Origin of the sequence: Enterobacter sp. 03-F-07-AD-ECC (assembly GCF_047530935.1) — a bacterium.
Lineage (GTDB): Bacteria > Pseudomonadota > Gammaproteobacteria > Enterobacterales > Enterobacteriaceae > Enterobacter > Enterobacter cloacae.
This window is the reverse complement of sequence record NZ_JBLKBZ010000001.1, coordinates 22704-42475: the sequence shown is the minus strand read 5'-3', so window position 1 is coordinate 42475 and position 19772 is coordinate 22704. Positions and strand designations below refer to the sequence as shown.

Annotated in this window: 16 protein-coding genes; 10 read left to right on the top strand and 6 right to left on the bottom strand. The window is 56.4% G+C overall.

Going from position 1 to position 19772, the window contains the following annotated elements; translation table 11 throughout:
* Positions 1-6: 6 nt before the first annotated feature.
* Genes entF through fes form a run of 3 tightly spaced genes read right to left on the bottom strand, consistent with a single transcriptional unit; the run spans position 7 to position 5364 of the window.
* Complete coding sequence (gene entF, locus ACMWKA_RS00215) at positions 7-3867, bottom strand: enterobactin non-ribosomal peptide synthetase EntF (protein ID WP_414759891.1); 3861 nt, start codon at positions 3865-3867, stop codon at positions 7-9.
* Positions 3864-4076 (bottom strand): MbtH family protein, encoded by a 213-nt coding sequence (locus ACMWKA_RS00210; protein WP_058650478.1) that lies wholly within the window; start codon positions 4074-4076, stop codon positions 3864-3866. The genes entF and ACMWKA_RS00210 overlap by 4 nt, the downstream gene beginning before the upstream one ends.
* A 10-nt stretch (positions 4077-4086) precedes the next feature.
* The gene (fes, locus tag ACMWKA_RS00205) at positions 4087-5364 is read right to left on the bottom strand and encodes an enterochelin esterase (RefSeq protein ID WP_414759977.1); all 1278 of its coding nucleotides are present in this window, start codon (positions 5362-5364) and stop codon (positions 4087-4089) included.
* 67 nt (positions 5365-5431) lie between these two features.
* Here fes and ACMWKA_RS00200 point away from each other — a divergent pair, with 67 nt between their 5' ends.
* The gene (locus ACMWKA_RS00200; RefSeq protein ID WP_013097643.1) at positions 5432-7672 is read left to right on the top strand and encodes a TonB-dependent siderophore receptor; all 2241 of its coding nucleotides are present in this window, start codon (positions 5432-5434) and stop codon (positions 7670-7672) included.
* Between the two features lie 163 nt (positions 7673-7835).
* Positions 7836-8483 carry an enterobactin synthase subunit EntD gene (gene entD / locus ACMWKA_RS00195; protein ID WP_094916042.1) on the top strand — a complete coding sequence of 216 codons (648 nt, stop codon included), beginning with the start codon at positions 7836-7838 and terminating at the stop codon, positions 8481-8483.
* A 92-nt stretch (positions 8484-8575) separates the two neighbouring features.
* Here entD and betT read toward each other — a convergent pair whose 3' ends face one another.
* Positions 8576-10609, bottom strand: a complete 2034-nt coding sequence (betT, locus tag ACMWKA_RS00190) for a choline BCCT transporter BetT (RefSeq protein ID WP_013097646.1) — start codon at positions 10607-10609, stop codon at positions 8576-8578.
* A 128-nt stretch (positions 10610-10737) separates the two neighbouring features.
* Here betT and betI point away from each other — a divergent pair, with 128 nt between their 5' ends.
* Genes betI through betA form a run of 3 tightly spaced genes read left to right on the top strand, consistent with a single transcriptional unit; the run spans position 10738 to position 14489 of the window.
* A complete protein-coding gene (gene betI, locus ACMWKA_RS00185) occupies positions 10738-11325 on the top strand; it encodes a transcriptional regulator BetI (protein WP_013097647.1) in 588 nt (195 codons plus the stop codon).
* 13 nt (positions 11326-11338) lie between these two features.
* Positions 11339-12811: a betaine-aldehyde dehydrogenase gene (gene betB, locus ACMWKA_RS00180; RefSeq protein WP_058651703.1), complete on the top strand. Its 1473-nt coding sequence runs from the start codon at positions 11339-11341 to the stop codon at positions 12809-12811.
* A gap of 13 nt (positions 12812-12824) precedes the next feature.
* Positions 12825-14489 carry a choline dehydrogenase gene (betA, locus tag ACMWKA_RS00175; RefSeq protein ID WP_038418873.1) on the top strand — a complete coding sequence of 555 codons (1665 nt, stop codon included), beginning with the start codon at positions 12825-12827 and terminating at the stop codon, positions 14487-14489.
* Positions 14490-14527: 38 nt separating this feature from the next.
* Here the strand turns inward: betA and ACMWKA_RS00170 are convergent, their stop codons facing one another.
* Positions 14528-14980, bottom strand: a complete 453-nt coding sequence (locus ACMWKA_RS00170) for an SgcJ/EcaC family oxidoreductase (protein ID WP_029883750.1) — start codon at positions 14978-14980, stop codon at positions 14528-14530.
* A gap of 323 nt (positions 14981-15303) precedes the next feature.
* Here ACMWKA_RS00170 and ACMWKA_RS00165 point away from each other — a divergent pair, with 323 nt between their 5' ends.
* The 5 genes from ACMWKA_RS00165 to ACMWKA_RS00145 all read left to right on the top strand — a co-directional run bounded on the left by ACMWKA_RS00165 (position 15304) and on the right by ACMWKA_RS00145 (position 18552).
* Positions 15304-15486 (top strand): hypothetical protein, encoded by a 183-nt coding sequence (locus ACMWKA_RS00165; RefSeq protein ID WP_154819466.1) that lies wholly within the window; start codon positions 15304-15306, stop codon positions 15484-15486.
* 91 nt (positions 15487-15577) lie between these two features.
* Positions 15578-16882 (top strand): branched-chain amino acid transport system II carrier protein, encoded by a 1305-nt coding sequence (gene brnQ / locus ACMWKA_RS00160; RefSeq protein ID WP_102751653.1) that lies wholly within the window; start codon positions 15578-15580, stop codon positions 16880-16882.
* A gap of 9 nt (positions 16883-16891) precedes the next feature.
* Positions 16892-17314, top strand: a complete 423-nt coding sequence (locus ACMWKA_RS00155) for a DUF2000 domain-containing protein (protein WP_353798200.1) — start codon at positions 16892-16894, stop codon at positions 17312-17314.
* Between the two features lie 115 nt (positions 17315-17429).
* Positions 17430-17762 (top strand): SMR family transporter, encoded by a 333-nt coding sequence (locus ACMWKA_RS00150; RefSeq protein ID WP_146257225.1) that lies wholly within the window; start codon positions 17430-17432, stop codon positions 17760-17762.
* Positions 17763-18195: 433 nt separating this feature from the next.
* Positions 18196-18552 (top strand): hypothetical protein, encoded by a 357-nt coding sequence (locus tag ACMWKA_RS00145; RefSeq protein ID WP_156037812.1) that lies wholly within the window; start codon positions 18196-18198, stop codon positions 18550-18552.
* Positions 18553-18623: 71 nt separating this feature from the next.
* On the opposite strand, the gene ACMWKA_RS00140 is transcribed toward ACMWKA_RS00145, so the two are convergent.
* On the bottom strand, positions 18624-19763 hold the full coding sequence (locus ACMWKA_RS00140; RefSeq protein ID WP_414759890.1) for a fimbrial protein: 1140 nt from the start codon (positions 19761-19763) through the stop codon (positions 18624-18626).
* Positions 19764-19772: the final 9 nt, after the last annotated feature.

Genomic DNA, 19772 nt, shown 5'->3' with positions numbered 1-19772 from the left:
GGGAAATCACTCCCCCAACATCTTCTGCAACACCGGCCCAATCTTCTCAAACGCCTGCGGCGAAATGATGTCCACGTGGGCGCAATCCTGGCTGTATACCTCCAGTTCATTTACCCACGGCGACCACGCCACCTGCGGATCCATCGTTCGCGTGCGCTCGGCAACAAACAGCGTTGCTTTCCCGTCAAACCGCGAGCTGTGCGCCGTGGTGAGCAGCCGCACCGCGTCGGCGTAGTTACCTTCAATGGCGTTGAATAGCGCGCTGGAGCCCTGCCCCTGCTGGGCGGCGATAAACGCCTGACGCTCGCGCTCAATTTCGGCCAGCACCGCCGGGTCGAGTCCGTTGGCCTCTTTTTCCGCCCAGTTCTGGGTTTCCGGTGGCCAGGTATCCAGCAGACCAAGGAAGGCGACGGTTTCGCCCTGTTCACGCAGACGCGCAGCAATCCCCTGCGCCAGCGTACCGCCAAGCGAGTAGCCGAACAGGTAATACGGCCCGTGGGGCTGCCGGCCACGTAACGTAGTCAGATGATGTTCAATCACCCCATCCAGATCCGCACACTGCTGCATCGGCCCCTCCGGGCGCGGCGACTGAATTCCGGTAATGGACCAGCGCGGGCTAAGGTAGCGCGCCAGCACGCTGAACTGCCAGGCGAAACCGGAAGCCGGATGGAAGCAGAACAGCGTCGGGCCGTCGCTTTCGCGCAGCGGCAGCAAGGTTTCATAACCCAGACGCTGTGCCTGCTCGTCGCTTATCGGCGAATCCAGCAGAGCACTCAGCCTGCTGACCGTAGAGGCGACCATTATCTGCCCCGGCGTCACCTTGCGGGCGAACGTACGGCTGAGCTGTGCAGCCAGGCGCATCGCCAGCAGCGAGTGGCCGCCGAGGGCAAAGAAATCGGCTTCGATGTCGTTCACCGCGCAGCCCAGCAATGACGCAAACGCCTGCGAGACGGCAATTTCGGTTGCACTTTCCGGTGCGCGTCCGCTGGTTTTGCTGGTCAGCTCCGGCAGCGGCAGCGCCTTGCGATCCAGTTTGCCGTTTGCGCTTAACGGCAGCGCGCTGATTTGCAGTAACACCACCGGCACCATATGCGGCGGCAATTGCGATCTGAGTGAGGCAAGCAGCGCGTCGCGATCCAGCGGTAAACCGGATTCAGAAACCACATATCCCACCAGCTGACGGGCATCGCCGCCCGTGGCCGCCGCCTGGTTGAACACGCAGGCGTGCGCCACCGCCTGAGCCACGTCGGGCAGCGACAGCATCGCCCGGTCGATTTCGCCAAGCTCGATGCGCTGGCCGCGAATTTTCAGCTGGTCGTCGCTGCGGCCTAAATACTCCACCGCGCCGTTGTCCAGCCAGCGGGCGACGTCACCGGTACGGTACATCCGCTCGCCCGGCGCGAACGGATCGGCAATAAAGCGGCTGGCGGTGAGATCCGGACGCCCCAGATACCCCTGCGCCAGCTGAATGCCGGTGAGATAGAGATCGCCCGCCACGCCAAACGGTACCGGGCGCATCATCGCATCCAGGATCCGCAACCCGGTGTTCCATACCGGAAAACCGATCGGCACGCTGTTACCTGCAACTGCCGCCAGCTCTGGTCCAAATGCCGGATACCAGCTAACGTCCACCGCCGCTTCCGTCGGGCCGTAGAGGTTATGCAGCGGCACGTGGGTGAGCCGCTCCCATTCGCGACAAAGTTCCGTCGGCAGTGCTTCCCCGCTGCAGAATACCCGTCTGAGGCTTTTACAGCAGTCGGCGTTTTCCGGCGTCAGCGAGGCGACAAACGCCGCCAGCATCGACGGCACAAAGTGGGTAGTGGTGACGCCATAGTGCGCAAAGAATTGCTGCATGGCCTGAGGATCACGGTGCGCGTCCGGCTCGGCCATCACCAGCTTCGCCCCGGCGATAAACGGCCACCAGAACTCCCAGACCGACACGTCAAAGCTGCACGGTGTTTTCTGCGCCACCACGTCGCACGCCGTCAGCGGGTAGTGATCCTGCATCCATTTAAGACGGTTAACGATGGCAGTATGCCCGACCATTACCCCCTTCGGACGCCCTGTCGAGCCCGACGTAAAGATGATGTACGCCGTCTGCTCCGGCTTCGCCAGCCGCAGCGGTTCAGCCTCCGCAGCCGGTAATAGTGTGTTGTAACTAAACGTCCCGACGGACAGATCGCTAAAGCGCGGACGCTGTTCGTCGGTGGTGATAAGCAGCGACGGCTTCGCGTCCTCCAGCATCATCCGCAGACGATCGTCCGGGTAGCCGGTATCCAGCGGCAACCACGCGGCCCCCGCCTCCACAATGCCGTGCAGTGCTAACGTCAGGAATACCGAGCGCGGCAGCGCCACCGCCACGCTGTCGCCCGGTTTCACGCCGCGCTCACGCAACAGATGCGCCAGTGCCACCACCTGCTCGCGCATCTGGCGATAGCTGAGCTCGATGTGCGCATCCGCCAGTGCGGGCGCGTCCGGCGTTTTGCTCGCCTGTTCCGCCACCAGTTCCGCAAGCGTGGTGGACGGTAGCGCCAGCCCGGTATCGTTGATGCGTGTAAGCTGCTGGTATTCCTGCTCTGAGACCGTTTCAACCTCGCCGCAGCGCAGGTCCGGGTTAGCGGCAAATTGCGTCAACATCGCATTCAGGCGCGCCACGTGACGGGCCAGCGTGGTTTCATCGTAGCGCTGTTTATTGGCGAGGATCTCAATGCTCAGCCCCCCCTGCTCGTCCGGGAACAATGCCAGCTCCAGATCGTTCACCGGGCCGGTGGCCAGCGTGTGGGTGGTGGCCTCCACGCCGTCGATGTCCAGTTGATAATCGAATACCTTGACATTGAGCACCGGGCCGAACAGGGCTTCATCACCCGCGGCACGCCCGCTGTCGCGCACGATCTGCTCGGCGTCGTAGCGCTGGTGGCGACGCATTTTTTTCAGCTGGTTTGCCAGGCGCTGCGCCAGTTCCGGCAGGCTCTCGTGCGGATGAATGTTCACCGCCAGCGGCAGCACGTTGAGCACCGGGCCGGTCGCGGTCAGGGCAGCGGAGCCCATGCGGCGCATAAAGATAAACCCGGCGGCGTAGTCCAGCCGTCCGGTGAGACGGCCCAGCCACAGCGCCACCAGCGCAAGCGCCAGATCGGTGCGCTGTACCTGTCCTGCGGCCTGCGCAAGCTGGCTGAAGGCGCGGCCATCGGCGGCGATTTTCAGGCGCAGGATGTCGGTGGTGGCGGCACGCCCAGGCAGCGGCGCAGAGGAAAGCGAGACCGGAGAAGGAAGCTGTTTGCGCTGCTCAACCCAGAAGGCACCGTCGCGCTGATACGCCTCGCTGTCGCGGTAGCGCTGATACTCCTCCACCACCCCGGCGAACGGCGTAAACGGGGAGTCAGGCGTGGGCTCGCCCCTCTTCCACGCGGCATAAATCGCGGCGATCTGGCGGGTAATCGCCGGGAAGCTGAAGCCATCGACCACCAAATGGTGATAGCGCTGATACCAGTACCAGTGTTGCGGACCGATCTGAATCAGCAGGTGAAACGCCAGGGGCTGACCGCTGTCGACACGAAGGTTCTGGTTAAGGTCGGCGTCCATCAGCGCCACGGCGGCGTCATGGGAACCGGCATTCACGATTTCCGGTTCAGGCAGCGTCATTGATGCATCCACCCACTGCCACACCTCACCGTTATCCTCGGTGAAGCGCATGCGCAGCGTGTCGGCCTGCATCATGCCTTCGGCAACGGCTTTTGCCAGCAGCGGTGCGTCAATATCGCCTTTCAGTTCGGTGTAGTGTGCCACGCTCCAGGCGTTCGGCAGGCTGGAAAGCTGCTCCGCCATCCAGATGCCCGGCTGGGCGGCAACAAGCGGCAGACGGTTCATGCATGCTCCCCCGCATAATTAGAGGGGCTGAGCGTCTGCCAGTGTTCGGCCAGCCACTGCTGGCATGCGTCCTGCGATTGCGCGTCGCATACCACGCGCCAGCCTGCGGGCAATTCGCACTGCTGCGGCCACAGGCTGTACTGCCCCTGATCGTTACGCAAAATAGCAAACTGCCCCTGCGGATTATCGAAAGGATTGCTGAATTCCATACAGACTCCGTTAGTGAATAAGCGGCTGCCAGAGGGTCATCAGCCCCTGCGTCAGCCCACCGCGCCAGCAAAGCGCGTCGTGTCCGCCGTCAACCTGACGCCAGTAAACCTGCTGCTGTGTGTGCAGTTCGTCGTAAATGGCCTGATTTGCGCGGTAAATCAGCGGCTCGTTGCGCCCGGCCTCAAGGACGATGCGCAGGCCGCGTGCGGTTTTCTCACCCGCTTTAAGTTGCGCGATGAGCAGCCCTTCCTGCTGCCCGCCGCGATGCGGCCACCAGTAAGAGCCGGACTGGCTCAGCACGCAGCCAAAACGCTGCGGCCAGTTAAGTGCGGCATAAAGCGAGGAGAGTCCACCGAAGCTCTGGCCTGCGACCACCGTACGGTCTGCGCGGTCGCTGAATGGCATGCGTTGTTTTACAAGAGGGAGAAGTTCTTCCTGCACCGCCAGCCAGAAATCGGGGTTACAGGGCAATTCGTTATTGCGATGCGCCATATCTATCACATCGATTAAAACGTAGACGGCAGGCGGCAGTTTGCGTCCGAGGGTAAGCGCCGTCAGCGCTGGCCAGACGGGCATGCTCTCGGCCCAGAACTGGCCGTCGAGCAGCACCGCCAGCGGGCGTTCCGGATCGTCATCGCCAGTGGTAAATATCCAGACGCGACGACGGTTGCCCAGCCGCTTGCTCTGCCAGTCAATGCAGACCGGCTGCCGGTATGGCGTATTGGGGCGATCCCAGCCGGGCTGCACCGGAGCGTCGGGCATCTCCAGCGCAGAGACATCATGCCCTCGCCCGCCTCGCCAGCTCTGGGTATTAAGCGGGTCGGACATTGCCTGCGGCAGCAGCTTGCGCCAGCCTTCGCGCAGCGCCAGGCGATCCGGCTGCTCACCGTGAAACACATCGGGCGCAAAATCGTCTGTATTCTCTGAAGGGATAAAGCAGTAGCTGCCGCGCCACTGGGGGCTGAACTCGCCCTGCCATTGCCAGACGTCGGTATCCGGGATGCGTTCGAGGGATTGTGGGCGGGCATTTTTATGGTGATCGGTTACGCCGGTGATATACAGCCAGACGCGTTTCACCGCCGAGGTGTGTTGCGTTCCCGCCGGATCGCGCCACCAGAAGGTGACCCGATATTTCCCCTGTTCACGCACCCATTCCGGGCCGTTTTTCGACTGCCACCAGGCTTCACTTCCCGTTGTTAACACCGTCACCCTTCTAACCTCATGTTTAACAGTCTTTTTTGTTTCAGGACAAATTTTATTGATAATATTATTGATAACTATTTGCATTTGCAATAGCGTAATGCCCGCGCTGTGGGAAGCGCGTTCATAAGAAACCATAAAAGCGGGACATCCAATGAATAAGAAGATTCACTCTCTGGCCTTGCTGGTCAATTTAGGGATTTATGGCGTCGCGCTGCCTGCCATGGCAGACGACAATACCGCCTCCGCGCAGCATGAAGACACCATGGTGATCACCGCCGCCGAGCAGAATTTGCAGGCGCCGGGGGTTTCCACCATTACCGCCGATGAGATCCGTAAAAATCCGCCCGCGCGTGACGTGTCTGAAATCATCCGCACCATGCCAGGCGTTAACCTGACCGGTAACTCCACCAGCGGCCAGCGCGGTAACAACCGCCAGATTGATATCCGCGGTATGGGCCCGGAAAACACCCTGATCCTGATCGACGGCAAGCCGGTGACCAGCCGTAACTCGATTCGTCTGGGCTGGCGCGGCGAGCGCGACACCCGCGGTGATACCGGCTGGGTGCCGCCAGAGATGATCGAGCGTATTGAAGTGATCCGTGGCCCGGCCGCCGCGCGTTACGGCAACGGTGCGGCAGGTGGCGTGGTGAACATCATCACCAAAAAATTCGACGACCAGTGGCACGGCTCCTGGAACACCTATCTGAACGCGCCTGAACACAAGGATGAAGGTTCCACAAAACGCACCAACTTCAGCCTGAGCGGCCCGTTGGGCGGCGACTTCAGCTTCCGCATGTACGGTAACCTTGACAAAACCCAGGCCGATGCGTGGGACATCAACCAGGGCCATCAGTCCGAGCGTACCGGGGCCTATGCCAACACCCTGCCTGCAGGCCGTGAAGGGGTAGAAAACAAAGACATCAATGGCGTGGTGCGTTGGGACTTTGCGCCAATGCAGTCTCTGGAGTTTGAAGCGGGGTACAGCCGCCAGAACAACCTCTACGCCGGTGATACCCAGAACACCAACAACGACAATGCATTGGTGAAGAAGAACTACGGTAAAGAGACCAACCGTATCTATCGTCAGAACTTCGCCGTCACGTGGAATGGCGGCTGGGATAACGGCATTACCACCAGCAACTGGGCACAGTACGAACACACCCGCAACTCGCGTCTGGGTGAAGGGCTGGCCGGAGGAACCGAAGGGCTGTTCAACAGCGATAAATTCACCGATACCGACCTGGCCGACGTCATGCTGCACAGTGAGATCAACCTGCCGATTGATTTCATCGTCAACCAGAACCTGACGCTGGGCACCGAGTGGAACCAGCAGCGCATGAAGGATTCCACTTCCTTCTCGCAAACCCTGCAGGGCGGGACCATTCCAGGGATGAGCGACGATCGCAGCCCCTATACCTCCGCAGAGATTTTCTCCCTGTTTGCGGAAAACAATATGGAGCTGACCGACAGCACCATGCTGACCCCGGCGCTGCGCTTCGACCATCACACCATCGTGGGTAACAACTGGAGCCCGTCCCTGAACCTGTCGCAGGGTCTGGGGGATGATTTCACCCTGAAGATGGGTATTGCGCGTGCCTACAAAGCACCGAGCCTGTACCAGACCAACCCGAACTACCTGTTATACAGCAAGGGCCAGGGCTGCTACGCCAGCTCTGACGGCGTGGGCTGCTACATGATGGGTAACGACGATTTGAAAGCCGAAACCAGCATCAACAAAGAGATTGGTCTGGAGTGGAAACGCGACGGCTGGCTGGCGGGCGTGACCTGGTTCCGCAACGACTATCGCAACAAGATTGAAGCGGGCTATGCGCCAATCGGCCAGACCTCCACCAGCAAAGTCACCACCGATATCTACCAGTGGGAGAACGTGCCGAAGGCAGTGGTTGAAGGCCTGGAAGGTTCCCTGAACGTGCCGGTCAGCGATACCATCAACTGGACCAACAACATCACTTACATGCTGCAGAGCAAGAACAAGGAGACCGGCGACCGTCTGTCGATCATCCCGGAGTACACGCTGAACTCTACCCTGAGCTGGCAGGTGCATCAGGATGTGTCGCTCCAGTCGACCTTCACCTGGTACGGCAAGCAGCAGCCGAAGAAGTACAACTACAAAGGTCAGCCGGTGACCGGGTCAGAGAAAGACGAGGTCAGCCCGTATAGCATCCTTGGCCTGAGCGCGACGTGGGACGTGACCAAAAACGTCAGCCTGACCGGCGGCGTGGATAACGTCTTCGACAAACGCCAGTGGCGTGCGGGTAATGCCCAGACCACCGGGAATACCTCGACGGGTGCCTATATGTACGGCGCAGGGGCTTATACCTATAATGAGCCAGGCCGCACGTGGTATATGAGCGTGAATACCCGATTCTGATACAGGCAGTGACTTCCCCCCTCTCCCTGTGGGAGAGGGCCGGGGTGAGGGCGAGGTAAAAGCAAAACGGCAACCCCGTTGCCGTTTTTAGTGTTTGCTCCCTCTCCCTGTGGGAGAGGGTCGGGGTGAGGGCAACAGGCCGCACAATTCTGAAGGGAATACCATGCACACAACCCACAGCACGTTCGTTCTCGCCAGCCTCACCGTTCACCGCATCACCTTCGCCCCCACCACCTTCAACGACGCCGATCTCCTCTGGCTCCCCCATCACGCACAGCTGGCTGACGCCGGACGCAAACGCAAAGCCGAACATCTGGCGGGCCGCATCGCCGCCGCGCATGCCTTACCTGGCCACGCCGTTCCCGGCATCGGCCCCAGCGGCGAACCGCTCTGGCCGCACGGGGTTTCGGGTAGCATCACTCACAGCGGCACGCAGGCGATGGCGGTTGTGGTTCACCATCCTCATGCCCTTGTAGGTATCGATACAGAGGCGATCCTTTCCGACCGTGAAGCCCATGAAATCCAGGACGGTATCATCAATGCGCAGGAAGCAGCGTGTTTAACGCGTTCAGGCTACCCTTTTGCACAGGCGCTGACGCTCGCGTTTAGCGCGAAAGAAAGTTTGTTTAAAGCGCTGTTTCCGCAGGTAAAGATTTACATGGGTTTTGACTGTGCGAGAGTCGCAGCGTTAGATGATAAAACCCTTGTGCTGGTGCTTTCGCGCCCGGCTGGAGAATATGCGGAGGGCACACGTTTCACCCTCTTCTGGCACAAAAGGGATGACAGCGTGTTGACGCTGCTACAAGCCTGATGGCGCTTCGCTTATCAGGCCTACAAAGTTGGCTCGCGGTAGGCCGGGTAAGGCGAAGCCGCCACCCGGCATCAATTTAGAATGCGATTCGCTTACACATCCGGGAACATCACGCTATTCCCCGGCGCTTCCCTGTGGAGATGGATAAAGTTCAGGTGCCGTTCATACTGGTCCAGAATGTCCGTAATCACCTGCTCCTTGCTGTAATCCATCAAATCATTCCCCTGGCTGCCTTCCAGCAGGAAGGTCTCCAGCCGGTAGTAGGTCGATTTGCCGCTGCGCGCGCGGTAGGTAAACCCGGGCACCGAATACTGCTGCGGCCAGATCTGATAGACAAAGTTCTGCTCGTCGCCCATATGCACCAGCAGATCCAGATGCCCCAGGGTCTCGCCCTCTTCCGGCGGCAGGTTTTTCAGCTCCACGTAGGCACCGCGTAATCGCAACTCCTGCGCCACCTCTTCCATTGCCGGGAAGCAGACCGTCTCCATCATCTGGCTGGTGTAACGCGTGCCCGGGTAGTTCATCAGGCGCGAGAGACGCTTCTTCCAGCTCAGTCTGTCCTGGGCGCCCAACGGGCGCGGCGCGGTATCGCGGCTGGCGCTGACGCGACGGTAGTCTTCCACCTTGAGCGATTTGTACAGCCCGGCCATCACAAAGAAGATCACAAAGCTGAACGGCAGACCCATGATCACCGTGGTGTTCTGCAGGGCGGAAATCCCGTTGGTCATCAGCATGCCGAGCGTCAGCAGGCCGATGGCGACGGACCAGAAGATACGCAGCCAGTTTGGCGCATCGCTGTTGATGTCCTTCAGCTTCGAGGTGAAGTTCCCCAGCACCAGCGCACCGGAATCCGCCGAGGTGACGTAAAACAGCAGACCGGTAATGGTGGCCACGGAGGCGCTAAAGGTGAACGCCGGGTATTGCGCCAGCAGGCTGTAGAATCCGCGCTCCGGGTGCGCCATCGCCTCCTGCGCAAACGCCGCGTCACCGTGGATGATCTCATGCAGCGCACTGTTGCCAAAGACCGACAGCCACAGCAGGGTAAAGGTGAACGGAATGATCAGCGTGCCCATCACGAACTGGCGGATGGTGCGCCCGCGCGAAATACGCGCCAGGAACAGGCCGACAAACGGCGACCACGCCACCCACCACGCCCAGAAGAACAGCGTCCAGTTGTTCATCCACTCCACCGGGCGGTCAAAGGCGAAGCTGTTCAGCGTCATGCCCATAAAGCGGTTCACGTAGTCACCCACGTTCAGCACTAAGGCATTGAGCAGGAACGAGGTGTCGCCCACAAACAGCACAAACAGAATCAGCCCCAGCGCCAGCGCGACGTTCAGCTCGGAGAGCACGCGGATCCCCTTATCCACGCCGGCAGTGACCGAGATGGTGGCGATAATCACCGACAGCGCGATCAGCGCGGCTTTCGCCGCCAGCGAATCCGGGATATCAAACAGCACGCTCAGCCCGTAGTTGAGCTGCACCACGCCAATCCCGAGCGTAGTGGCAATACCGAAGATGGTGCCGATCACCGCCGCAATATCGACGCTATGTCCTATCGGGCCGTTAATCTTTTTACCGAAAATGGGGTACAGCGCAGAGCGAATGGTGAGGGGTAAATTATAACGATAGCTAAAGTATCCGAGCGCCATGCCCATCAGGGCGTACATCGACCAGCCGGTCAGTCCGTAGTGGAACAGCGTCCAGACCATCGCCTGGCGCGCGGCCTCCATCGTCTGCCCTGCCCCTTCCGGCGGCTGCATATATTGCGTGACCGGTTCGGCCACGGAGAAGAACATCAGGTCGATGCCGATACCGGCGGCAAACAGCATCGCCGCCCAGCTTAACAGACTAAACTCGGGTTTTGACTGCTCGGGCCCGAGCTTCACCGAACCAAAGCGCGAACAGGCAATGCAAACAACAAAGACAATATAGAGCGTCGCCGCCAGCAAATAGTACCAGCCGAAGGTCTTCGACACCCAGTTCAGGGTGCGCCCAATCCACTCGGCAGAGAAGTCGCTAAAGAAGATCGTCATCAGGGAAAACAACAAAATCAGTCCTGCGGATGTATAAAAAACAACCGGATTGATTTTGTCCTTTTCTCTGTCTTGCGAAAGATCTGTCATCCAGTATCCCCACTATTTTTGTAACTATTAAAATCCAAATCCGCAACAATTAAGACACATTTTATATTGAACGTCCAATCAAAAACCGCTTTAATGGTTAACCAACGCTGATGAATGGAGTGGCAAAAATGCCCAAAGTGGGGATGCAGCCGATCCGGCGCAGGCAACTGATCAACGCCACGCTGGAAGCAATAAATGAAGTGGGAATGCATGACGCAACCATCGCGCAGATCGCCCGTCGGGCGGGAGTCTCAACCGGGATCATCAGTCACTACTTCAAAGATAAAAATGGCCTGCTGGAAGCGACCATGCGCGACATCACCGGCCAGCTGCGCGACGCGGTTCTGAGCCGCCTGCATGCCCTGCCGGATGGCAGCGCAGAGCAACGATTGCAGGCGATTGTTGGCGGCAACTTTGATGAAACCCAGATCAGCAGCGCGGCAATGAAAGCCTGGCTGGCGTTCTGGGCGAGCAGCATGCATCAGCCGATGCTCTACCGGTTGCAACAGGTAAGTAGCCGCCGTTTGCTTTCAAACCTGGTGTACGAATTCCGCCGCGAACTGCCGCGTGAACAGGCGCAGGAGGCGGGTTACGGGCTTGCAGCGCTGATCGACGGGCTGTGGCTGCGCGCCGCGCTAAGCGGCAAACCGCTGGATAAAAACGTAGCCCAGTCGCTCACCAGCCACTTTATCAGCCAGCATTTACCGACCGAATAACCGAGGAGAATTTATGTCCCGAATGGCAGAACAGCAGCTTTATATCAATGGTGGTTATACATCCGCCACCAGCGGTCGCACCTTCGAGACCATTAACCCGGCTAACGGCGACGTTCTGGCGACCGTACAGGCCGCCGGGCGCGAAGATGTCGATCGCGCCGTCCAGAGTGCCCGGCAAGGGCAAAAAATCTGGGCGGCAATGACCGCCATGGAGCGCTCGCGCATTCTGCGTCGCGCCGTCGATATCCTGCGCGAGCGGAACGACGAACTGGCGAAGCTGGAAACCCTCGACACCGGTAAAGCGTATTCGGAAACCTCAACCGTGGATATCGTCACCGGTGCGGACGTGCTGGAGTACTACGCGGGGCTGATCCCGGCGCTGGAAGGCAGCCAGATCCCACTGCGCGATACCTCTTTCGTCTACACCCGTCGCGAGCCGCTGGGCGTGGTGGCGGGTATTGGCGCGTGGAACTACCCGATCCAGATCGCCCTGTGGAAATCCGCCCCGGCGCTGGCGGCGGGCAACGCGATGATCTTCAAGCCGAGCGAAGTCACCCCCCTCACCGCCCTGAAGCTTGCGGAAATCTACACCGAAGCGGGCCTGCCGGACGGCGTGTTTAACGTTCTGCCGGGCGTAGGCGCGGAGACCGGCCAGTACCTGACCGAACACCCGGGCATCGCGAAAGTCTCCTTCACCGGTGGCGTCGCCAGCGGCAAAAAGGTGATGGCGAACTCGGCGGCCTCGTCCCTGAAAGAGGTGACGATGGAGCTGGGCGGCAAATCCCCGCTGATTGTGTTTGACGATGCGGATCTCGATCTCGCTGCCGACATCGCGATGATGGCCAACTTCTTCAGCTCCGGCCAGGTCTGCACCAACGGCACCCGCGTGTTCGTACCCGCGAAGTTCAAGGCCGCGTTTGAGCAGAAAATTGTTGAGCGCGTGGGCCGCATCCGCGCGGGCGATCTGTTCGATGAAAACACCAACTTTGGCCCGCTGGTCAGCTTCCCGCACCGCGACAATGTGCTGCGCTATATCGCCAAAGGCAAAGAGGAAGGTGCGCGCGTGCTGTGCGGCGGCGACGTGCTGAAGGGCGAAGGCTTTGACAACGGCGCGTGGGTCGCTCCGACCGTGTTCACCGACTGCACCGACGAGATGACCATTGTGCGCGAAGAGATCTTCGGGCCGGTGATGTCCATCCTCACCTATGAATCTGAAGAAGAAGCTCTCCGCCGCGCCAACGATACCGACTACGGGCTGGCGGCAGGCATCGTGACGGCCGATCTGAACCGGGCCCATCGCGCGATTAATCAGCTTGAGGCGGGTATTTGCTGGATCAACACCTGGGGTGAATCCCCGGCAGAGATGCCGGTTGGCGGCTACAAACACTCCGGTATCGGCCGTGAAAACGGCGTGATGACGCTCCAGAGTTACACCCAGGTGAAGTCCATCCAGGTTGAGATGGGTAAATTCCAGTCCATATTTTAACCGGGAGGTTTTTTTGCAATTTGACTACATCATTATTGGTGCCGGCTCTGCCGGCAACGTTCTGGCAACACGACTGACTGAAGATCCGGATACCACCGTTCTGCTGCTTGAAGCGGGCGGCCCGGATTACCGCTTTGACTTCCGCACCCAGATGCCTGCCGCACTGGCATTCCCGCTGCAGGGCAAGCGCTACAACTGGGCGTATGAAACCGAGCCAGAGCCCTATATGAATAACCGCCGCATGGAGTGCGGACGCGGTAAAGGGCTGGGCGGGTCGTCGCTCATCAACGGCATGTGCTACGTGCGCGGCAACGCGATGGATCTGGACAACTGGGCGAAAGAGCCGGGTCTGGAGCACTGGAGCTACCTCAACTGCCTGCCCTACTACCGTAAGGCTGAAACTCGCGACGTGGGTCCGAACGACTACCACGGCGGCGACGGCCCGGTGAGCGTCACCACCTCCAAACCGGGCGTGAACCCGCTGTTTGAGGCAATGGTGGAAGCGGGCGTACAGGCGGGCTACCCGCGCACGGACGATCTCAACGGCTATCAGCAGGAAGGGTTCGGCCCGATGGACAGAACGGTTACGCCACAGGGCCGACGCGCCAGCACCGCGCGCGGCTATCTGGACCAGGCGAAGCAGCGCCCGAACCTGACCATCCGTACCCATGCCATGACCGATCGCATTCTCTTTGACGGCAAGCGCGCCGTGGGCGTCGAGTGGCTGGAAGGCGAAAGCACCATTCCGTCCAAAGCATCGGCAAACAAAGAGGTGCTGTTGTGCGCCGGGGCGATTGCCTCTCCGCAGATCCTGCAACGCTCCGGTGTGGGCAACGCGGAACTGCTGAAGCAGTTTGATATTCCGCTGGTGCATGACCTGCCCGGCGTGGGCGAAAACCTGCAGGATCACCTGGAGATGTATCTCCAGTACGAATGCAAAGAGCCGGTCTCCCTCTACCCTGCCCTGCAGTGGTGGAACCAGCCGAAAATTGGCGCCGAGTGGCTGTTTGGCGGCACCGGCGTGGGGGCGAGCAACCACTTCGAGGCGGGTGGGTTTATCCGCAGCCGCGAGGAGTTCGAGTGGCCGAACATTCAGTATCACTTCCTGCCGGTGGCGATTAACTACAACGGCTCCAACGCGGTGAAAGAGCACGGCTTCCAGTGTCACGTTGGGTCGATGCGCTCACCAAGCCGCGGGCATGTACGTATTAAATCACGCGATCCGCACCAGCATCCGGCGATCCTGTTCAACTATATGTCCCACGAGCAGGACTGGCAGGAATTCCGCGATGCGATCCGCATCACCCGCGAAATCATGCATCAGCCCGCGCTGGACAAATACCGTGGCCGCGAAATCAGCCCGGGGGTTGAGTGCCAGACCGACGAACAGCTGGACGAGTTTGTGCGCAACCACGCCGAAACCGCGTTCCACCCGTGTGGAAGCTGCAAAATGGGCTATGACGAGATGGCGGTAGTCGATGGCGAAGGCCGCGTTCACGGGCTGGAAGGGTTACGCGTGGTGGATGCGTCGATCATGCCGCAGATCATCACCGGCAACCTGAACGCCACCACCATTATGATCGGTGAGAAAATTGCTGATGCCATTCGCGGGCGTGAGCCGCTGGCGAAGAGTACAGCGGCATATTACGTGGCGAACGGAGCGCCGGTAAGACGCTGAGTGGTTCCCCCTCTCCCCAAAGGGAGAGGGGACAGATCTTATCCTTCAGGCATTGCGGAAGAGTGATGGGAGGAAATTTTCCACTCTTTTCCGTCCCACGCATAGGTGAAGGTATAGCGGGCAGTCACGGTCGATTTATCGGCGAAAGTGAAGGTATACGTTCCGGTATCAATAGCTTTATTGCAGCCCAGACGAATGGTGCGGCTATCAATTTTCCCGTAAGGCTTCTTCTTCAGAAAATCCTGGAAGTAATCCACGCGCTCCTGATCGGTCAGTCGCACCTGATTTGAAATTGTCGGTAGCAGAACCGCATCACTCAGATAATTTTCCGCCACTTTATGGGCATCGCCTGTTTGTAATGAGGCATTCCATCTGTCAAAGAGTGCTTCAATTTGCGGGTTATCTGCCTTTACACAGTCCTGTGCGGTGGCAGCAAAAGCAGAAGACGAGGCAAGACCGAGAAGTGCAGCAAGAGAGAGTAACGTTTTCATAAACCATTTTCCTTATGTGGTTTTGTTCCTGTGGGGCGCACTATCCGTTTTATTCCGCTGCGTGACAATCTCCATTACTTATTATTACGCTTTTTACAGAAGTGAGAGAAAAGGCCAATTTTTATACCGCCAGACAAATCCATCAAAACAAAAGTGCCTAAAAAACAATAAGTTAAATTGTAATTTTATTTTCATAAGATTTTACGCATTGAATAATTTTGTTACCTTTAATTTCAACATACAACAAATGTTGAAATTACAACTTTTTGTTTAATCTATATCATTGCCCTCAACTCATTAAGCACTCTTGAGAGGATGGCAGTATGCCGAACAGTAAGTTATGTCTGAATGTCTCCCTGGTTATCCTGAGCCTGATGCTCAGCGGCTGCGTGATCAGGGATCATCACTCCACCGATCGCCATCATCCGGATCATCATCACTGGCACCATGATCCTTCCCATGCACATGGCTGGCATGATTTTCATGGGCATCACGGCCATCGTTGATCCCCATGCACGGCTGGCACGCCCGGTTTCAGGGCGTGTTTTATAATTAACCTCTGGCGCTGCCGAAAACCAGAGTGAAGACGATATCCACATGACAACTTTCCGCGTCAGAGACATTTTTATCCTGGGGTTTCTCAACTTCGCCTTGTTTGTTGGGGCCGGTAATATCATTTTTCCGCCCCTGATCGGCTTACAGGCAGGAACATCCGTCTGGTATGCCGCAATGGGCTTTTTATTGACGGGTGTCGGGTTGCCGGTGATGACCGCCATTGCCATGGCGAAAGCCGGGGGATCGCTGCAGGCAATAACCCAGCCCACCGGACGCCTCTGCAGTCTGGTCCTGACTATTGCCTGTTATCTTTGTATCGGACCGCTGTTCGCCATTCCGCGAACCGCCACCGTCTCGTACGAGCTGGCATTACAACATTATCACCCTGGCGCGTATGGCTTAGCATGGTGGAGCCTGAGCTTTTTCGCGCTGGTCGTTCTGATCTCCCTTCATCCCGGCCGCCTTCTCGATACGGTAGGCAAGTTCCTGTCGCCTTTGAAAATCGTGGCGCTTCTGGTACTGACAATCACGGCGATGCTCGTACCAGCGGGGGCTCCCCTGCCTCCACAGGGTCTGTATGCCACCTCCCCTTTTTCTCAGGGGATCACCAATGGTTATCTGACGATGGATACGCTGGCAGCCCTGGTCTTTGGGCTGGTGATTGTCAGAGCGATTCAATCCAGAGGGGTAACCTCTCCCCGCCTTATTACTCGTTATGCGTTCTGTTCCGGCCTGATTGCAGGCGTGGGCCTTGTCGTGGTTTATGCAGGCCTGTTCCGGCTTGGGCTAAGTAGCAGCGGGCTGATTGATGGGGCAACAAACGGCGCTCAGGTGCTCAGTGCTTATGTCCACTTTAGCTATGGACCTGGCGGCGACATTTTTCTGGGGGTGTTGATGACCCTTGCCTGCCTGGTTACCGCTGTCGGGCTGACATCGGCCTGTGGCGCCTGGTTCAGCGACCATACCCGTTTTAGCTATCGAACCTGCATCTGGTTTTTTGCCATCGTCTCCATGCTGATATCAAATATCGGGTTGACCCAATTGATTGCGTTATCGGTGCCGGTTCTGACGGCGATTTATCCGGTGTTTGTTGTACTTATCGTGACCTTTTTCATGCGGACAACCTTCCACTCACCAGCGCGGGTCATTGTCCCTGCGGCATTCGTTACCTTTCTGTTTGGTCTGGCTGAGGCACTTAGCGCCGCGGGCGGCCCCTTATGGCTGACAACGCTCAGTGCCAGGATGCCGCTACATAATCAGGGTTTGGCCTGGCTGCTACCTGCTGTCGGCATACTTTGCGTAACGTTCGTGAATGACCAGCTACGGTATAAATCAAAAAATCACTGAGGAATCGAGATGTTTGAAGACAATCAAAAAAAACTCTATGTCGTTGTTAACCGCACGCAGGATCCGGCGTTGCTGCTGAATGCCACGGCCCACCTGGCCGCCGGGATCATGCGCAAGGCGGATGATGTCCTCTTCCATGACTACCCAAACGCTGAAAGCGGGCTGAACGCTTATCTTAGCCATTATCCGGTCGTGATTCTGCAGGCCAAAAACAGCAATCAGTTAAAAACCGCGGCACTGAAATGTCAGGAAGCGGGGATCCCGTTTAATTTCTTTACGACGACGATGCTTGGCCCCTCCTCTGAAGCCCAGATTCAGGCAACGAAAGAAACCACGCTTGAAGCACTGGAATTCGTCGCCATTGCGCTCTACGGGGATACGGAAGCGATAGCGCCGATAACCAGAAAATTTTCTGTTTTTAAGCTGGCCTGAGAAGGTGCGCTGGCTCACACAAAATTAAACACTAAGTTTAATTTACAACTAAATGTTGATACTATTTTTCCACCCGATTTGGGTGATACAGAAGTATGTTGTGACAGGCCTTTATATGAATAGCTACCTTTTTCTTTTTATATCAATTATTTGTGAAGTTATTGCAACAACAGCATTAAAATTATCCGACAGCTTTACCCGGCTATGGCCTGCCACCGTTACGGTTCTTTTCTACCTTCTTGCGTTTTGGTCGTTAACCATTCCCATGCGAACCATACCGACGGGCATTATCTATGCGATATGGTCAGGAGCCGGAATTGTCCTGATTAGTCTGGTGGGATGGGTTGTTTATGGCCAAAAACTGGATATGGCCGCCCTGGCAGGAATGGGGCTGATCATTGCGGGTGTGGTGGTGATAAACCTGTTTTCGAATTCATCAGGTCATTGAAAAGCGCTATCCCGCCTGGTTTTACGTCATACGGTACAAATTATGATCAAAAATTTTCTCGTTATTTTTGTGGTGTTGCTGTTCCTCCTCTTATCCCTTGAAGTCTTTTTTATCGAAAAACGCCATGTTAATTATTTTCGCGATGGCGTAAGAAACGTTGAGGAGGTGTTATCTTTGTGGGAGGAACATTAAATCCGGACTGTCGTTTAATATTTAATCATTTATTACCACCGCAGCACAAACATATTATTACTTTTGTTAAATATTCAACGTAATGTTTTATCAATGTAAAGTATTGTCGTATATTTGACAGCATATTTATCAGATGCTTATCAGCGTTAATCTTATGAATAGGCAATAACTATTATGTACTCTCTACTGAGGTGGCTAAACTGTATTTATAGAGTATTTTATTTGTTAAAAAGGTAGATGAGTGGAAATAACAAAATTATGGATTTCATTAGGCACTATTGTCAGTCCCATCACAGGCACCTTCTTTACCAAAATAATCACGCAACATAACCATAAATATTTATTGTGGTATAAAGGTGATTATCTTATCAAACCGGGTGATAAAATTACGGTTAACAACAACGGTTTTATTATTTCCGAAAAATTACGCACCGTAAACATTATACAAATTGATAAATACAGTCCGACACTCTGGCGAGTCATGCACAACATGTCCAGCTGCCCGGGTGACAGAGAGCCTGAAACCCCGTATTGCGCTTCGACAACACGATGCATTTTCAAAACCTGCCCTCACGGCAAAACACGCTTAACGCCATAACAGTGAGAAAAGATTGCCTGAGCCTCTTTTAGCAGAGGCTTTTTTAGGCGCTGCTGGCAGATCAAATCACGCTAAAGATAGCTTATCGTATAAATTAATTTCCCGTTTGCAGTTCCTGCCGTAACACTATCTTCTGTCTGGATATATCTTGCAGAAAGGGGAATGGTTATACTACCTGTACCATCAGAAGGAAGTCCTCCGGTAATCGGGAGGCCGAAATCAATGATATTTGTATCTGCAGTAGCAACATCTCCTGCACTAATCTGGATCCCAATTCCCGTAGCGGCATCTGATGTACTATTATCAACTGACATGATCCCATTAGTAGCATCAATTAGTGAGCTAACGGGTGAAAATGATATAGACCATGCGTTATTTTTAAATGTGCCTGTAGAAATGGTGCCATTATCTGACGATACATTATCCCAGGAGGTCACCTGGCTTCCATTAAATACCTCGCAGTTGGTTAGATGTATATCTGACTGAACCCAGGGAGTTGTACTACCTTTTCCGTTAAAACTACTGGTGGTCCATTTTCCGAGTAAAATAGTATAATCTGGCGTAGTACAGGTCGGGAGGGACACATCTATAGAACCAGAGAATGATAATGTGAACAGGTCTACGGCACTGGTCTTTCTGCCTAAAGCCATATTCATCGTAGGAAAATTAGCAGCGTTTATTACGCCTGGACTTACCGGGCCAGTCTTTACTAAAGTAAGATAGACGCTCAACATAGAACTCGATTCAGTACAGCTGGTACTGGCAGCACACGAACCTCCTATATTGGCAGGAACAGCACCATGGGCACTAAGCATAGAATACGTTAATCCAATACCCGGGAGCCCTGTTTCATAAATTTTTCCTGCCCATGAAGACCATGATGTACTTTCCGATGGTATAACCGTGCCTGACCAACCAGATAAAGGCTGAGGGGTACTGGTCATGGTTGTTATGTAATACCACGTCGCCGCCTCATCACAATTCACAGTAACGCTACTAAATCCAGGCCGATATCGCTGCTGATATAACACTGTACCATCAGGCATATCATTACTTACTGAAATTTTTGCATAATTCAATGGTGTCGAAACAATACTCCCCCCCTTAAAAGATGACGTACTGCTTAGCGAGCAGGTTACAGCCATTACCGCTTGTGAAATTACCATCAGAAACAGAAATATCACCGCCCCTGCCTTCACGGAAATGTTCATTCAACCCTC

Bases quoted from the DNA above. Each gene is read 5' to 3' on its own strand.
- entF (WP_414759891.1), bottom strand. From the start codon at position 3,867: ATGAACCGTCTGCCGCTTGTTGCCGCCCAGCCGGGCATCTGGATGGCG.
- ACMWKA_RS00210 (WP_058650478.1), bottom strand. From the start codon at position 4,076: ATGGAATTCAGCAATCCTTTCGATAATCCGCAGGGGCAGTTTGCTATT.
- fes (WP_414759977.1), bottom strand. From the start codon at position 5,364: ATGCAAATAGTTATCAATAATATTATCAATAAAATTTGTCCTGAAACA.
- ACMWKA_RS00200 (WP_013097643.1), top strand. From the start codon at position 5,432: ATGAATAAGAAGATTCACTCTCTGGCCTTGCTGGTCAATTTAGGGATT.
- entD (WP_094916042.1), top strand. From the start codon at position 7,836: ATGCACACAACCCACAGCACGTTCGTTCTCGCCAGCCTCACCGTTCAC.
- betT (WP_013097646.1), bottom strand. From the start codon at position 10,609: ATGACAGATCTTTCGCAAGACAGAGAAAAGGACAAAATCAATCCGGTT.
- betI (WP_013097647.1), top strand. From the start codon at position 10,738: ATGCCCAAAGTGGGGATGCAGCCGATCCGGCGCAGGCAACTGATCAAC.
- betB (WP_058651703.1), top strand. From the start codon at position 11,339: ATGTCCCGAATGGCAGAACAGCAGCTTTATATCAATGGTGGTTATACA.
- ACMWKA_RS00170 (WP_029883750.1), bottom strand. From the start codon at position 14,980: ATGAAAACGTTACTCTCTCTTGCTGCACTTCTCGGTCTTGCCTCGTCT.
- ACMWKA_RS00165 (WP_154819466.1), top strand. From the start codon at position 15,304: ATGCCGAACAGTAAGTTATGTCTGAATGTCTCCCTGGTTATCCTGAGC.
- brnQ (WP_102751653.1), top strand. From the start codon at position 15,578: ATGACAACTTTCCGCGTCAGAGACATTTTTATCCTGGGGTTTCTCAAC.
- ACMWKA_RS00155 (WP_353798200.1), top strand. From the start codon at position 16,892: ATGTTTGAAGACAATCAAAAAAAACTCTATGTCGTTGTTAACCGCACG.
- ACMWKA_RS00150 (WP_146257225.1), top strand. From the start codon at position 17,430: ATGAATAGCTACCTTTTTCTTTTTATATCAATTATTTGTGAAGTTATT.
- ACMWKA_RS00140 (WP_414759890.1), bottom strand. From the start codon at position 19,763: ATGAACATTTCCGTGAAGGCAGGGGCGGTGATATTTCTGTTTCTGATG.